The organism is Nocardioides sp. YIM 152588, assembly GCF_040191335.1.
GTDB lineage: Bacteria > Actinomycetota > Actinomycetes > Propionibacteriales > Nocardioidaceae > Nocardioides.
This window is the reverse complement of sequence record NZ_JBEGDJ010000008.1, coordinates 16,230-30,622: the sequence shown is the minus strand read 5'-3', so window position 1 is coordinate 30,622 and position 14,393 is coordinate 16,230. Positions and strand designations below refer to the sequence as shown.

The window sequence follows — 14,393 nt, the reverse complement described above, 5'->3', positions numbered from 1 at the left end:
GTCGTGCGGCGGTCAGCCGCGTGTGATCCGCACCGTCCAGGTGCTGCCCGGGTCGACCCTGCCGGCCACCCGGATCGCGATCGTGCGGGCACCGGTGTCGCTCGGGCGCGACACCCGGACCACCGCGGGCGCGCGGCCCTCGCCGTCGGTCACCCGGACGTCGATCAGCCGGCCGAACCCGCTCGGCACGACCAGGCGCGTCAGGCCCTGCTTGCGCTGCGGGCGGTACGTCAGGACGTAGCGCTTCGCGTCGACGTCGTAGGACTCCGCGACCTGCGTGCCGGCCAGCACCTTCGCGTACGGCGCCCATGCGGCCGCGCGGCCGGCGTCGAGGTGGCCGTCCTCGGTGAAGACGCAGTAGCCGCCGCCCTCCTCGTTGGCGCATCCGTACCAGATCGCCCAGCCGCTGGCGAAGCGCGTGAAGCTCGCCGTCTGCTGGCGGACCAGCTCCTGGTTGCCCGGCGTCTGGCCGCTGATCGGGCCCCACTCACCGACGACCACGGGCATCGCGTTCTCCCGGGGGTACAGGGTGATGGCGGCCTCGTAGGTCTCCACGAACCCGCTGGCGGTGTCCCAGTCCTCCCCGTCCTCGACGGAGGTCGAGTAGGCATGCGGCGCGTAGCCGATGCGGTCCGCGCCGGGGCGCGGGTCGTCGAAGGCGCGCAGCGAGGTCGGCACGCCCTCGCCGACCAGGACCGTCGGCTCCACGAAGAGCCAGGACCGCGAGTCGACGGTGCGGATGCCGGCGATGAGCCGGTCGTACATGTCGGACAGGTCGGTGGCCTCGAAGACGGCCGCCTTGGTGATCAGGTCGGTCGGGTCCGGGTTGAGGACGTCCTCGAAGGTGAGGGTGCCGCCCATCGGCTCGTTGAAGAGGTCGTAGCCGAGCAGCGCCGGCGACCCCTCGAGCTGGTCTGCCAGGTAGGTCCAGGCCTCGACCTGCTCCTCCCGCAGGTCCTCGTCGTTCCACAGGTGGGTGAACGCCGCCTGCACCGCAGGGTGGAAGTAGTTGTTGAACCAGTTGCCCTCCACCCGCTCGAACGGGATGTCGTCGGTGCGGGTGGCCCACTCGGGGATGCCGTCGAAGCCGAACGCGGGCCCGAAGACGTCCTGGTGCCAGTCGACGAGGACCTTGAGGCCGTAGCGCTGGGCCCAGCGCAGGACGTCGCGGATGTGCTGCACGTAACCGGCGTCGTAGGCGTCCTGGGTGGGCTCGAGGCGTCGCCACTGGATCGGCAGCCGCAGCAGCGTGAAGCCCGCCTCGCCCATGGTCGCGACGTCGGCGCGACCGATGTCGTCGAACTTGCCGAGGTTCACGCCACGCAGCTGCACCGCGCGGCCGTGCCGGTCCGCGAGCACGGTGTCGCCGTCGTCGGTCGTGGTGGTCCCGGTCGGGAACGGCACGTAGGTGTGGGGTTCGGGTGCCTGCGCCGGGGCGGCGTCTGCCGCCGGGGTGAGTGCGGGGAGGAGGGCCAGCGCGGCGACGCCGGCCAGCAGGCGGGAACGACGGGACAAGTACGTCTCCTGGGTGTGCGGTGGGTCACAGGGGCCGGCTCAGCGTAGTGAGGACGATCCGTCTAGACCCTCCTTTTCGTGGACGTGTCACCCGGGGTCTCGTCGATACTCGCCGCATGGACGAGACCCGTACGCCGACGGTGGTGGCGATCCACGTCGCGAAGGCCACCCGGCTGCCGATGCGAGCGGTCGACGCGGTGGTGCTCGAGGCCGGCAAGGGGATCGTCGGGGACCGCTACCACGGCACCCGGCACCGGCACGTGACGGTGCAGTCCGCGGAGTCGCTGGACGAGGCCGCGTCGGTGCTGGGCAGCGAGGTCCCGGCCGAACTGACCCGCCGCAACCTCACGATCAGCCACGGCGTCGTACCGCGGGAGCCGGGGGTGCGCCTGCGGGTCGGCGAGGCGCTGCTGGAGGTGGTCCGCGTCGCCGCGCCCTGCCGGCTGCTCGACGACACCATCGGTGCCGGCGCCCAGGAGGCGCTGCGTCGGCGCGCCGGCACGGTCTTCCGTGCCCTCGAGGGCGGGCGGATCGCGCTCGGCGACGCCGTCCGCGCGGAGTGATCGGGATTTCTCGGGATCGGATGCATCTGGGCGGGGGGTTCGCGCGTCTGTCAGGAGTGCCCCACCCGGGCGCGGCGCCCCGGCGCCTCCTCCACTCACAGGAACACCAGATCGCCATGACCAGGAACCCCCTCATCGTCCCCGCCGCACTCGCGGCGACCGCCGCCCTCGTGCTCGGCCTGACGGGCCCCGCCGACGCAGCGACCGCCCGGGTCACCGACCCGGACGACACCGCCCACGGCTCCGACCTGCTCGCCGTCCGCATCGTCAACGGCGAGAACAGGCTGCTCGTGGTCACCACCCACCAGAACCTCCGCCGGTCCCCGAGCAGCGGCTCCTCGGGCACGCTGTACGTCGACACCGACGCCGACGACAAGGGCCCGGAGTTCGTCTTCGTCGGCGGCTACTTCCAGGGCACCGACTACGTGCTGCTCCACACCGAAGGCTTCGGGCACAAGAAGTGGGGCGACCCGGTCGAGGGCACCTACTCCATGAAGCTCGACTACCGGCACGAGAAGGTCCGGATGCGGATGTCCAAGGACGCCCTCGACGGTGCGGAGTCCGTGCGGATCGCCGACCGGGTCGCGGGGACCCGCAGCGACGGGACCAGCACGGGCCTCGTCGACTGGCTGGGCGAGCCGCGCTCCTTCACCGACTGGGTCGACGAGGGCTGACGCCCTCGCTGGTCGAGGTGCGAGGGCGGCAGCTCAGGACAGCGTCAGCACCACGTCCGAGAGCACCGGGGCGCCGTCGCGCTCGCCGTCGTGGATCGTCGCCGAGCCGATGATCCCGTCGGCCTCGCGCCAGCCGGCGACTCGGATCGTGTCGCCGGGGAAGACGACGCCGGCGAACTTGGCGCCGAAACCGCCGACCTTGGCCGCGTCGCCGTCGAGCAGGCCGTCGGTCAGCTCCCGCAGCACGATGCCGTAGGAGCAGAGGCCGTGCAGGATCGGCGCCGGGAAGCCGGCCGCCTCGGCGAAGGCCGGGTCGGCGTGCAGCGGGTTCCGGTCCCCGCACAGGCGGTAGAGCAGCGCCTGCTGCGGGGTGACCTCGTAGGTGGTCACCAGGTCGGGGGTCCGGTCGGGCACGACCACCGGCTCGGAGGTGCCGCGCTCGCCACCGAAGCCACCCTCGCCGCGCACGAAGATCGAGGAGCGCACCCGCCACAGCTCGGTGCCGTCGTCGTCCCGGGCGACGCCCTCCTGCCAGATCACCGCGGCCCGGCCCTTGTCCCAGACGTCGGTGAGGGTGACCGAGAGGTGGGCGGTGCCGGCGGTCGGCACGGGGCCGGTCACCTCGATCGACTGCGAGCCGTGCACGACCTGGGCCAGGTTGATGTCGCAGCCCGGCAGGTCCAGGGGCGGCGGGTCGGTCTCGTGGAACGTCGGCGCCACCACGGCGAAGGACGGCAGCACCTGCAGGTCGGGGCCGTCGAGCGTGTAGCGCAGCGCGGCGGGGGAGACGTTGTCGCCCGGCTTCGAGCCGGCGCCGACGCCCAGGTGGTAGAGCAGGACGTCGGACTCGGTCCAGGGGAAGGTGCGGGTGCCGAGGTCGGCGCCGATCGCGACGGACGGGTCGATGGGCATGTCAGGGCTCCAGTCTCAGGTGGTGGTGGTTTCGAGGCTCGGCGCCGGGGCGCCTCGCACCTCAACCACCGGCGTCCGGTGGTTGAGGTGCGAGCGAAGCGAGCCTCGAAACCACCAGGTGGTCACGTGGCCGACGAGGCGAGGTCCTCGGCGGCCAGGTAGCCGAAGACGATCGCGGGTCCGATGGTGCCCCCGGGGCCGGGGTAGGTGTTGCCCATGACCGCGGAGGAGACGTTGCCGGCGGCGTACAGGCCGTCGATCACGCTGCCGTCCTCGCGGAGCACGCGGGCCCGCTCGTCGGTGACGAGGCCGCCCTTCGTGCCGAGGTCGCCGGGCACGATCTTGACCGCGTAGAACGGGCCCTTCTCGATCGGCGCGAGCGAGCAGTTCGGCTTCACCGTGGGGTCGGAGTAGTACTTGTCGTACGCCGACTCGCCGCGCCCGAAGTCCTCGTCGACGCCGGAGCGGGCGAAGCCGTTGAACCGCTCGACGGTCTGGGCCAGCGCGTCGGCGGGCAGGCCGAGCTTCTCCGCCAGCGCCGCCAGCGAGTCCGCCCGGGTCACCACGCCCTCCTTGTACCAGCGGCCGGGGAACGGCTGCCGGCCGGCGACGCCCGCGAACAGGTACCGGTTGCGATAGGTCTGGTCGAAGACCATGTGGGCCGGCACGTGGTCGACGCCCGTGGCCTGGCCCTTGTAGATCTCGTGGGTGGCCTCGACGTAGGGGAGCGCCTCGTTCATGAACCGACGACCGGCGGAGTTCACGATGATCGAGCCGGGCAGGTTCCGCTCGGCGAGGCAGAACCAGGCGCGGCCGGGCAGCGGGACGGTCGGGCCCCACCACGCGTCGTCGAGCAGGTCGGTGGCGGCGCCGGCGGCCGTGCCGGCCAGCAGGCCCGCGCCGGTGTTGGAGGCGGCGCCGGTGGACCACTCCTCGGCGGTCGGCTGCGGCAGGAACTTCTCGCGCAGCTCCTGGTTGTGCTCGAACCCGCCGGAGCCGAGGATCACCCCGCGGCGGGCGTGGATCTCGCGGCGGGTGCCGTCGGCGTCCTCGACCACGACGCCGGTCACCCGGCCGTCGGTGACGAGGAGGTCGGCGAGCGCCGTGCCGTACTCGACCGGGACCCCGGCGTCGACGAGGCCCTTGCGCAGCCCGATCGCGATGGCGTTGCCCATCGCGTACATCTTCCGGCCCAGCAGCAGCGAGACCATCCGCTTGAGCAGCACCTTGACCATGGTCAGCGGGCCCCGGACGGTGCGCAGGCCGAGGCTGATCTTCCGGAAGTCGGCCTGCGTGACGATCATGTTCGCCGGCGCCTTCGTGTACGCCGGGTGCAGCCGGTCCAGCTCGTCCCCGAGGAACCGGGCGTCCATCGGCACCGGCTCGACGCTCCGCCCCGCGGCGCGCCCACCGGGGCTCTCGGGGAGGTAGTCGGAGTACTGGGGCACCCAGGTGAACCGGAGCGGCGTCCTCTCCTTGAGGAAGTCCAGCACCTCGGGCCCGCGGTCGAGGTAGGTGTCGCGGCGCACCTTCGGCACGACGTCGCCGACGATCGAGTCGAGGTAGGTCTTGGCGGCGTCCCGGTCACCGGGATCGACCTGCTTCGCGGCCTCGAGCGCGTAGTTCCCGGGGATCCAGACGCCGCCGCCGGAGCGCGCGGTGGAGCCGCCGAAGTAGTCGCTCTTCTCGATGACCACGGTGTCCAGGCCACGGTGCGCGGCGGAGAGCGCGGCCGACATGCCAGCGCCGCCGGCGCCGACCACGACGACGTCGTAGGAGTCCTTCATGGCACAAAACTGTAACAGGTTCTACTATCGCCATGTGACCTCCCAGGACGCCATCGCCGCCGCCGTCGACCGCCTCGCCGCCGCCCAGGAGGACCGGGTCCCCTGCGCCGCGGTGCGGGACCTGATCGGGACCGCGGACCTGCCCGCGGCGTACGCCGTCCAGCAGGGCCTCGTGCGTCGCCGGCTCGAGGCCGGGGCGACCGTGGTCGGTCGCAAGATCGGCGCCACCTCCGAGGCCGTGCAGAACCAGCTCGGCGTCGACCAGCCCGACTTCGGCTACCTGCTCGACGACATGGACGTCAGTGCCGACCACCCGATCTCGATGCGCACCCTGGTCCAGCCCCGGGTGGAGGCGGAGGTCGCCTTCGTGCTCGGCGCCGACGTCGACCCGGACGCGGAGGAGGAGATCACCCTCGCCGCGGTGCGGGCGGCGGTCGACGTCGCCCTTCCGGCACTGGAGATCGTCGACTCCCGGATCGAGGGGTGGGACATCGGGTTCACCGACACGGTCGCCGACAACGCCTCCAGCGGGCTCTACGTCGTCGGCAGCGCCGGCCTGCCGCTGAGCCGGCTCGAGCCCCGCGAGGTCGAGATGTCGCTGACCGTCAACGGTGAGGAGCGCTCGGCCGGCAACGGTGCCGCCTGTCTCGGCGACCCGCTCGAGGCCCTGCGCTGGCTGGCCGTCCAGGCCTGGCGCTTCGGCGACCCCTTGCGGGCCGGTCACCTGGTGCTCTCCGGCGCGCTGGGCCCGTTCGTGCCGTTCGCGCCCGGCGACAAGGTCGAGGCCGCGATCAGCGGCTTCGAGCCGTTGGCGGTCGAGTTCGGTGCCTGATCGCCGGCAGGGACGCCGATTCCCGGTGACCGGGCGGGTCCCGATTCCGAAAAACTAGAACGTGTTCTACTATCTACCAACGGCCCTTCGCCCCACCCAGAACGAGGAGAGCTCCCGATGACCCAGACCTTCCCGGCGGAGGTGCAGTCCGTCCTCGACGGCGTCCGCGACCTGCTGCCGACCTTCCGTGAGCGCGCCGACGAGACCGAGCGCCTCCGGGTGGTCCCGGACGCGTCGGTGAAGGAGCTGGAGGAGACCGGCTTCTTCCGGCTCTTCCAGCCGCGACGCTTCGACGGCCTCGAGGCCGACCCGCTGGCCTTCTACACCGCGGTCCGCGACATCGCCTCCGCCGACGGCTCGACCGGCTGGATCGCCAGCGTGGTCGGCGTCCACCCGTGGCAGGTGGCGCTCTTCTCCGACGAGGCGCAGCAGGCAGTCTGGGGCGCGGACACCCGCGTCCGCCTCTCGTCCTCCTACGCCCCGACCGGCAAGGCGGTCCAGGCTGAGGGCGGCTTCATGCTCTCGGGCAAGTGGAGCTTCTCCTCCGGCTGCGACCACTGCTCCTGGGTGCTGCTCGGGGGCCTCGTGTTCAACACCGAGGGCCAGGTCGTGGACTTCCGCACCTTCATGGTGCCCCGGGACAAGTACCAGATCGTCGACGTCTGGAACACGGTCGGCCTGCGCGGCACCGGCTCCAACGACATCGTCGTGGAGGAGACCTTCATCCCCGAGGAGTTCACGCTCTCGATGGGTGAGACCGGCCAGTGCAAGGGACCCGGTCAGGCGATCAACACCAGCGACCTCTACAAGCTGCCCTTCCACTCGATCTTCACCTCGACCATCGCCACGCCGATCATCGGCATGGCGCGGGGCGCGTACGCCGAGCACGTGGAGATGCAGCAGAAGCGGGTGCGCGCGGCGTACATCGGCGAGAAGGCCTCCCTCGACCCGTTCTCCGCGGTGCGCATCGCCCGCGCCTCCTCCGAGATCGACGCCGCCTGGGCCCTGGTGATGAGCAACCTCCGCGAGGAGCAGGCGCACGTCGCGCGCGGCGAGCAGATCCCGCTCGAGCTGCGCCTGCGGGTGCGCCGCGACCAGGTGCTGGGCACGGCGCGGGCGATCGAGGCGATCGACACCCTGTTCGAGGCCTCCGGCGGCCGCGCGCTCGCGGAGGGCACCTACCTGCAGCGCGTGTGGCGCGACGCCCACGCCGGCCGGGTGCACGCCGCCAACGACCCCGAGCGGGCCCTGCAGATGTACGGCGCCCAGCAGTTCGGCCACAAGATCGAACCCGGGATGTACTGATGCCGCTGCTCAAGGACGACGTCCGCTCGTCGGTCACGGTGAAGACCGAGGCTGCGGGCGAGCTCACGCTCAACTACTACGAGGCCGACCTGCGCGAGGGCGCGGAGAAGGCCGACCGGCTGCCGCTGGTGATGCTGCACGGCGGGGGACCCGGCGCCTCGGCCTGGTCGAACTTCGGCTCCGCGCTGGAGGGCTTCGCCGCAAAGTACCGGACGCTGCTGGTCGACCAGCCCGGGTTCGGCGGCTCGGACAAGCCCGCGGTGGTGGGCAACTACTACCGGTTCTCCGCCGACGCCGTGGTCGCGCTGATGGACGAGCTCGGCCTGGAGAAGGTGCACCTGCTCGGCAACAGCCTCGGCGGCGGCACCGCGATGCGGCTGGCGCTGAGCCACCCGGACCGGGTCGGCCGGCTGATCCTGATGGGACCCGGCGGCCTCTCGCTCAACCTGTTCCACGCCGACCCCACCGAGGGCGTACAGCGGCTGATGGAGTTCGGGGCGAAGCCCTCGCGGGAGGCGCTGCGGGCGTTCATCTCCACGATGGTGGTCAACCAGGACCTCGTCACCGACGAGCTGGTGGAGGAGCGGTTCGCGGACGCGACCGCGCCCGGCGCCCGGGAGGCGATGCGCTCGATGGGCATGTCGTTCTGGAACCCGGAGACCGCCGAGGACGGGATGCTGTGGCGCGAGGCCCATCGCCTGCGCCACCACACCCTGCTCACCTGGGGCCGCGAGGACCGGGTCAACCCGCTCGACGGCGCCATGGTGGCGCTCAAGCTGATCCAGAAGGCTCAGCTGCACGTCTTCCCGCGCTGCGGCCACTGGGCGCAGATCGAGGCCGCCGACGAGTTCCGCGAGGTCGCCGTCGGCTTCCTGGCCCGGCACCGCGAGCGCACGCAACCTTCCGGAGGATCGCAGTGACGATCGACATCAAGTCCATGGGCTACATCCGGGTGGCCAGCACCGATCCCGATGCCTGGCGCACGTTCGCCGGCAAGGTGCTCGGCCTCGCCGAGGGGCGCGGCCCGAACCCCGACCACCAGTACTGGCGGATCGACGAGGTCTCGGCCCGGTTGGTCGTGGTGCCCGCGGACGTCGACGGGCTGGAGTGCTCGGGCTGGGAGCTCGCCGACCACCAGGCCCTGCAGGCCGCGCGCGAGCACCTGGACAAGGCGGGCGTGGCGTTCGACGAGGCGACGCGCGAGGAGCTGGACGAGCGCCGGGTGCAGGAGATGATCCGGTTCCGCGACCCGTGGGACAACGTCTTCGAGCTGTTCCACGGCATCACCTACGAGTCGCGGCCGGTGGTCACGCCGTACGCCGCGAGGTTCGTCACCGGCGACCAGGGGATGGGCCACATCGTGGTGCCCGTGCTCGACGACGTCGAGGCGCTGCGGTTCTACACCGACGTGCTCGGCTTCCGGCTGCGCGACTCGATGAGCATGCCTGGCGAGTTCGTCGGCAAGGAGCCGGGCAGCAAGGTCTGGCTGCGCTTCCTCGGGGTCAACCCGCGGCACCACTCGCTGGCGTTCCTGCCGATGCCGAACCCGTCCAAGTGCGTCCACATCATGCTGGAGGTCGACGAGCTCGACCACGTGGGGCGCGCCCTGGAGCGGGTCCGCAAGCACAAGGCCCCGCTGTCCGCGACGCTCGGCCGGCACATGAACGACGAGATGATCTCGTTCTACGTGAAGTCGCCGGGAGGCTTCGACGTCGAGTTCGGCACCGAGGGCCTGCGGGTCGACGACGACCGGTGGGTCGCGCGGGAGTCGACGGCCGTGTCCTACTGGGGCCACGACTTCGGCGGCGGGAACTGAACGGGGCGGGTGGAGTCACTACCGTGGGTGCTGTGCCTGTCGAACCGACGCCCGAGCTGCCGGAGGGGATGAGTCCGGACGCGCGCGCCACGTGGCCGCCGTCGGGTCTGATCGACTCCTGGCTCGGCGACGCCGAGGTCGACTTCGAGTTCCGTCCCGGCGAGGACCTGGTCGTCCACGACGACCCGGCGGCGAAGGCGGCCGCGCGCCGCTTCCGCGACGTCGTCGGCTGCTTCGCCTCGGGCATCACCGTGGTCACCACCATGTCGGGCGACGAGCCGGTGGGGATGACCTGCCAGTCGTTCTCCAGCGTCTCGTTGGACCCGCCGCTGGTGATGTTCATCCCCGCCAAGACCTCGCGGGCCTGGCCGCTGATCCAGCGCTCGGGGCGCTTCTGCGTCAACGTCCTGGCCGCCGACCAGGAGGGCGTCTCCGCGGCGATGGCGACGCGCGGCATCGACAAGTTCGAGGGCCTGTCGTGGAGCCCGGCCGCCTCGACGGGCGCCCCGGTGCTGGACGGCACCCTCGCCCACCTCGACTGCACCATCCATGCCGTCTACGAGGCGGGTGACCACTACCTCGTGGTCGGCCGGGTGCGGCACCTGGAGGTGCACGCCGAGGAGGCCGAGGTCACCGAGCCGCTGCTCTACTTCAAGGGGCGCTACCGCACCACGGACGGCTGATCCGCCGCGACGGGGGCGTGACCCCGTCGCTTCCTGTGCGTTAATGTTCGTGTGAACTCGGTCACACGCTCGATCCGCGGCCGGTGCCGGCGCTCGCTTCTCGGCGCGCTCGGGCTCTGCTGCGGGATCGGTCTCGCAGTGGCGCCCGTCGACCCCCATGCGGCGGGCGCCACCGGTGCGGGCACCCGCACCGACGACGGCGCGGTGCTGTCCCGGACCGTCGAACGCGGCTGGCCCACCGTGCGCGCCGCCTGGACCCGGAAGCGGATGGCCGCGGCGATCCCGCTGGACCTGACGGTCGGCGGGTCCGCGGTCGGCACCCCGACCCCGGCCGACTCCCGCGCGGTGGCGCGGCAGGCCGACGCGGTGCCGACCGGCCCGAAGGCTCGCGTCCCGCGGTCGGTGGGCAAGCTGTTCTTCTCCGACGGCGACCTCGACTACGTCTGCTCCGCCGCCGCGATCCGCTCCCCGCGGCGCAACCTGATCCTCACGGCCGGCCACTGCGTCCACACCGGGCCGAACCCGTCCGGGATCCCGGTCATCGGCTCGCTGATCGACCAGCCGCGGTTCTTCTCCGACTGGGTCTTCGTGCCGCGCTACCGCAATGGCAGGAAGCCCTTCGGGAAGTGGCGGGCGCGCACCGCCTACGTCACGCGCGGCTGGGCGGAGAACGAGAGCTTCGCGCGCGACCAGGCCGTGATCAAGCTCCGCAAGCGCGCCGGCAAGAAGCTGGTCGACGTCGTCGGCGGCAACGAGGTGCGGCTCGGCGTCCGTCCGGCGAAGAAGCGCACCCGGATCTGGGGATGGCCCGCCGCGGCCCCCTACCAGGGGCGTCGCGCGTGGCGCTGTGACGGCCGGACCAAGCGGATCAACAGCGCCGGCGCGAACCGCGACGCCTCCCTGCGGTGCACCATGACCGGCGGCTCGAGCGGCGGGCCCTGGATGCTGAAGCGCCGGGGCGCGAAGAGGGGGCCGATCTGGGCCGTCACCTCCCGGTCGGTGAGCGCCAAGCCGCGGCTGATCGCGCACCCGCTCGGTCGCGTGGTCCGGAAGATGGTCCGCGCCGCCAACCCCTGACCGCCGGTGGTTGAGGTGCGAGCGAAGCGAGCCTCGAAACCACCGCCACCGCAGGTTTCGAGGCTCGGCGCTGGGGCGCCTCGCACCTCAACCAGCGGTGGGCTCAGAGGGGGACTGCGGCCCGGTGCCGGTGCGGCTGCCCCGCCAGCTCGCCCAGCGCGTGCGCACGCTTGAACCACAGGTGCGCGTCGTGCTCCCAGGTGATCGCGATCCCGCCGTGCAGCTGGATCGCCTCGCCGGTGACCAGCCGCGCCGCCTCCACCGCGTACGCCGCGGCGGTGTGCACGAGCAGCGCCGTCTCCTCCGCCGACGCCGCCGGGTCGTCCAGCGCATAGCTCGCCGCCCAGGACGCCGAGCGCGCGATCTCGGTCCGCACCAGCAGGTCGGCCATCCGGTGCTTGAGCGCCTGGAAGGAGCCGATCGGTCGCCCGAACTGCTGGCGCTGCTTGGCGTAGTCGACCGTCTCGTCCAGCGCCCGCTGGGCCAGGCCCACGGCCAGTGCGGCCGCGCCGGCGGCGAGGACCAGGTCGGCCCGGGACCGCGCGGCTGCGCCGTCGCCGACCACCGTGGCCGTGGCGCCGGTCGGATCCACGTCACCCAGCCGGATCGTCTGGTCCATCGTCTCCGCCGGGGTGGCGGCGGCGCCGGTGAGCTCGACCAGGTCGGTGCCCCGCACCGCGAGCAGGATGGTCGCGCGGTCCGCGTCCAGCGTGGGCCCGTCCTGGGCCAGCACCACGGCGCCCACCTCCCCGGCGGCCAGCCGGGGGAGCAGCCGGGTTTTGGCCTCCTCGGTGCCGCCGGCCAGCAGTGCCTGGGTCGCGACGGTCGTGCCGAGCAGCGGGCTCGGCGCCACGGTGCGGCCGAGCTCCTCCAGCGCGATCGCGGTCTCGAAGAACGTGGCCCCGACGCCGTCGTACTCCTCCGGCACCGCCAGCGCGGCAACGCCGATCTGCTGGGCCAGCGTGGCCCACAGGTCGGCGTCGTAGCCCGTGGACGACTCCATCGCGGCCCGGACCGCCGCGGAGTCGGCACGCTTCTCCAGCGCCGCCCGGACGGTCGCGGCGAGCTCGCGCTGGTCCTCGTCGAGCGCGAACTCCATCAGCCCTCACCGCCGGCGGCGAGCAGGGAGTCGAGGACCCGCGCCCGGTGGTACGCCGGGGTGCCCCACGCGCCGACCAGCGCACGGATCCGGGTGATCCAGAGGCTCAGGTCGAACTCCTGCGTGTAGCCGATCGCGCCGTGCACCTGCAGTCCTGTGCGGGAGGCGAGGTAGGCGGCGTCGGAGCAGGCGACCTTCGCCGCGGAGACGGCCCGCGCCCGGTCGGCCGCGGGGCCGTCGGCCGCCAGGGCCGCGCCGGCCACCAGCGGGCGCGCGAAGTCGAGCGCGATCCTCACGTCCGCGAGGTGGTGCTTGATCGCCTGGTAGGAGCCGATCTCACGGCCGAACTGGCGGCGCTGCTTGACGTAGGTGACCGAGTCGGCGAGCACGCGCTCGCCGGCGCCGAGCAGGTGGGCGGCCGTGGCCAGCGCGGCCAGGTCGAACGCCTCCTCGGCCCGGTCGCCGGGCACGCGGGTGGTGCCGGGTTCGACCCGGAACAGCCGCCGCGTGCCGTCGACGGAGGTGGCCCGGTCGCTCGGGGTGGCCTCGGCCAGGCCGCCCGCTCCGGCCAGGTAGACCCGCTCGGCGACGTCCGCGTCCAGCGCGTACGGCGCGTGCGGCGGTGCCGCGACGGTGGCGACCGCGCCCGCGGCGACCGCCTCCCGGTCCTCGCCGTCCAGGGCGGTGGCCAGGTAGGCGGCCGACTCGACCCACGGCCCGGGCACGGCATGGCGGCCGAGCACCTCGAAGGCGACGACCAGCTCCACGGCGCTCGCGCCCACGCCGCCGGCCTCCTCGGGCACCACCAGGGCGTTGACCCCCTGGTCGGCGACCCGCTTCCACAGCGCCAGGCCGGGGGCGGTGTCGTCGGCGGCCCAGGCGCGCGCCGCGCCGACCGGGTCGCTGCCGGCGATCAGCCCGTCCAGCGCGGTCGCGAAGTCGCGCTGGTCCTCGGTGAGCTCGAACCTCATCGAGCGGCTCCCTTCGTCTCGCCCTTGGGTTCGCGTGGCAGGCCGAGGATCCGCTCGGCCACGATGTTGCGCTGGATCTCGTTGGTGCCGGCGTAGATCGGGCCGGAGAGGGAGAACGTGTAGCCGTCCAGCCAGCGGGAGCCGACCTCGGCCTCGGGGCCGAGCAGGTCCAGCGCCGTCTCGTGCAGGGCGACGTCCAGCTCGCTCCACCAGACCTTGTTCACCGAGCCGGCCGCGCCGACGTCGCCGCCGTCGGCGAGCCGGGTGACGGTGCCCCACGTGTAGAGGCGGTAGGCCTCGGCCTTGATCCAGGCGTCGGTCACGCGGTCGGCGACGCGGGGGTCGGGCCGGTCGGCGTACAGCGCGAGCAGGCGGTCCGCCGCCGCGGTGAAGCGGCCGGGGGAGCGCAGGGAGAGCCCGCGCTCGTTGCCGGCGGTGCTCATCGCCACCCGCCAGCCGTCGCCGGGCGCCCCGAGCACGTCGGCGTCGGGCACGAAGACCTCGTCGAAGAAGACCTCGGCGAACCCGGCCTCGCCGTCGAGCTGCGCGATCGGGCGGACGGTGATCCCGTCGGCGTCGAGCGGGAAGAGGAAGTAGGTGAGGCCGCGGTGCCGCTCCGCCTCGGGGTCCGAGCGGAACAGCCCGAAGCCCCAGTGCGCCAGCGCGGCCCGGGACGACCACGTCTTCTGGCCGTTGAGCACCCAGCCGCCGCGCTCGTCGTCGCGGCGGGCGCCCGACTTCAGCGACGCCAGGTCCGAGCCCGCCTCGGGCTCGCTCCAGCACTGCGCCCAGATCCGCTCGCCGGTCGCCATCGTCGGCAGGAACCGGTCCTGCTGCTCGGGGGTGCCGTGCTCGAAGATGATCGGCGCGAGTAGGAAGATCCCGTTCTGGGAGACCCGGCCGGGTGCGCCGGCGCGGTAGTACTCCTCCTCGAAGATCACCCACTCGACCAGCGACGCCTCGCGGCCGTGGTACTCCCGCGGCCAGGAGACGACCGACCAGCGGTCGGCGGCCAGCCGGGCCTCCCACTCCTGGTGCAGCGCCCAGCCCTCGGGGGTGTCCATCGAGGGGAGCGGCTCCGCCGGCACGTTCTCGGCCAGCCAGGCGCGGGCCTCGGCCTGGAAGGCCAGCTGGTCTTGCGACAGCGTCAGATCCATTG

At 72.7% G+C, this 14,393-nt stretch carries 14 protein-coding genes; 8 read left to right on the top strand and 6 right to left on the bottom strand.

Translation table 11 applies throughout. From position 1 onward, the window contains the following. Positions 1-12: 12 nt before the first annotated feature. The gene (locus tag ABLM29_RS06285; protein ID WP_349713131.1) at positions 13-1,515 is read right to left on the bottom strand and encodes a glycoside hydrolase family 5 protein; all 1,503 of its coding nucleotides are present in this window, start codon (positions 1,513-1,515) and stop codon (positions 13-15) included. Positions 1,516-1,631: 116 nt separating this feature from the next. Between ABLM29_RS06285 and ABLM29_RS06280 the strand changes: the two genes are divergently transcribed. Both ABLM29_RS06280 and ABLM29_RS06275 read left to right on the top strand, forming a co-directional pair. Then, a complete protein-coding gene (locus ABLM29_RS06280) occupies positions 1,632-2,078 on the top strand; it encodes an MOSC domain-containing protein (protein WP_349713130.1) in 447 nt (148 codons plus the stop codon). 116 nt (positions 2,079-2,194) lie between these two features. Next, positions 2,195-2,752, top strand: a complete 558-nt coding sequence (locus tag ABLM29_RS06275; protein WP_349713129.1) for a hypothetical protein — start codon at positions 2,195-2,197, stop codon at positions 2,750-2,752. Positions 2,753-2,785: 33 nt separating this feature from the next. Here ABLM29_RS06275 and chsH3 read toward each other — a convergent pair whose 3' ends face one another. Next, the gene (chsH3, locus tag ABLM29_RS06270; protein WP_349713128.1) at positions 2,786-3,664 is read right to left on the bottom strand and encodes an enoyl-CoA hydratase ChsH3; all 879 of its coding nucleotides are present in this window, start codon (positions 3,662-3,664) and stop codon (positions 2,786-2,788) included. A gap of 122 nt (positions 3,665-3,786) precedes the next feature. Next, positions 3,787-5,451, bottom strand: coding sequence for a 3-oxosteroid 1-dehydrogenase (gene kstD / locus ABLM29_RS06265; RefSeq protein ID WP_349713127.1), 1,665 nt, complete (start codon positions 5,449-5,451; stop codon positions 3,787-3,789). 34 nt (positions 5,452-5,485) lie between these two features. On the opposite strand from kstD, the gene ABLM29_RS06260 reads away from it, so the two are divergent. The 6 genes from ABLM29_RS06260 (at position 5,486) to ABLM29_RS06235 (ending at position 11,164) form a co-directional block, all read left to right on the top strand. Then, positions 5,486-6,283 carry a 2-keto-4-pentenoate hydratase gene (locus tag ABLM29_RS06260; protein WP_349713126.1) on the top strand — a complete coding sequence of 266 codons (798 nt, stop codon included), beginning with the start codon at positions 5,486-5,488 and terminating at the stop codon, positions 6,281-6,283. A 117-nt stretch (positions 6,284-6,400) separates the two neighbouring features. Continuing rightward, the gene (gene hsaA, locus ABLM29_RS06255) at positions 6,401-7,588 is read left to right on the top strand and encodes a 3-hydroxy-9,10-secoandrosta-1,3,5(10)-triene-9,17-dione monooxygenase oxygenase subunit (RefSeq protein WP_349713125.1); all 1,188 of its coding nucleotides are present in this window, start codon (positions 6,401-6,403) and stop codon (positions 7,586-7,588) included. Beyond that, a complete protein-coding gene (gene hsaD, locus ABLM29_RS06250) occupies positions 7,588-8,508 on the top strand; it encodes a 4,5:9,10-diseco-3-hydroxy-5,9,17-trioxoandrosta-1(10),2-diene-4-oate hydrolase (protein WP_349713124.1) in 921 nt (306 codons plus the stop codon). The genes hsaA and hsaD overlap by 1 nt, the downstream gene beginning before the upstream one ends. Beyond that, entirely contained in the window at positions 8,505-9,404 is a 900-nt protein-coding gene (gene hsaC, locus ABLM29_RS06245) for an iron-dependent extradiol dioxygenase HsaC (protein ID WP_349713122.1), read from the top strand. The genes hsaD and hsaC overlap by 4 nt, the downstream gene beginning before the upstream one ends. Before the next feature lie 32 nt (positions 9,405-9,436). Further along, on the top strand, positions 9,437-10,087 hold the full coding sequence (locus tag ABLM29_RS06240; RefSeq protein ID WP_349713120.1) for a flavin reductase family protein: 651 nt from the start codon (positions 9,437-9,439) through the stop codon (positions 10,085-10,087). A gap of 51 nt (positions 10,088-10,138) precedes the next feature. Next, the gene (locus ABLM29_RS06235; RefSeq protein ID WP_349713118.1) at positions 10,139-11,164 is read left to right on the top strand and encodes a trypsin-like serine peptidase; all 1,026 of its coding nucleotides are present in this window, start codon (positions 10,139-10,141) and stop codon (positions 11,162-11,164) included. Between the two features lie 103 nt (positions 11,165-11,267). Here ABLM29_RS06235 and ABLM29_RS06230 read toward each other — a convergent pair whose 3' ends face one another. From ABLM29_RS06230 to ABLM29_RS06220, 3 genes are read right to left on the bottom strand one after another with little or no spacing between them, the layout of a single operon-like run. Beyond that, positions 11,268-12,263, bottom strand: coding sequence for an acyl-CoA dehydrogenase family protein (locus ABLM29_RS06230; protein WP_349713117.1), 996 nt, complete (start codon positions 12,261-12,263; stop codon positions 11,268-11,270). Continuing rightward, positions 12,263-13,234 (bottom strand): acyl-CoA dehydrogenase family protein, encoded by a 972-nt coding sequence (locus tag ABLM29_RS06225; RefSeq protein ID WP_349713116.1) that lies wholly within the window; start codon positions 13,232-13,234, stop codon positions 12,263-12,265. The genes ABLM29_RS06230 and ABLM29_RS06225 overlap by 1 nt, the downstream gene beginning before the upstream one ends. After that, positions 13,231-14,391 carry an acyl-CoA dehydrogenase family protein gene (locus ABLM29_RS06220; protein ID WP_349713114.1) on the bottom strand — a complete coding sequence of 387 codons (1,161 nt, stop codon included), beginning with the start codon at positions 14,389-14,391 and terminating at the stop codon, positions 13,231-13,233. The genes ABLM29_RS06225 and ABLM29_RS06220 overlap by 4 nt, the downstream gene beginning before the upstream one ends. Between the last annotated feature and the right edge of the window lie 2 nt (positions 14,392-14,393).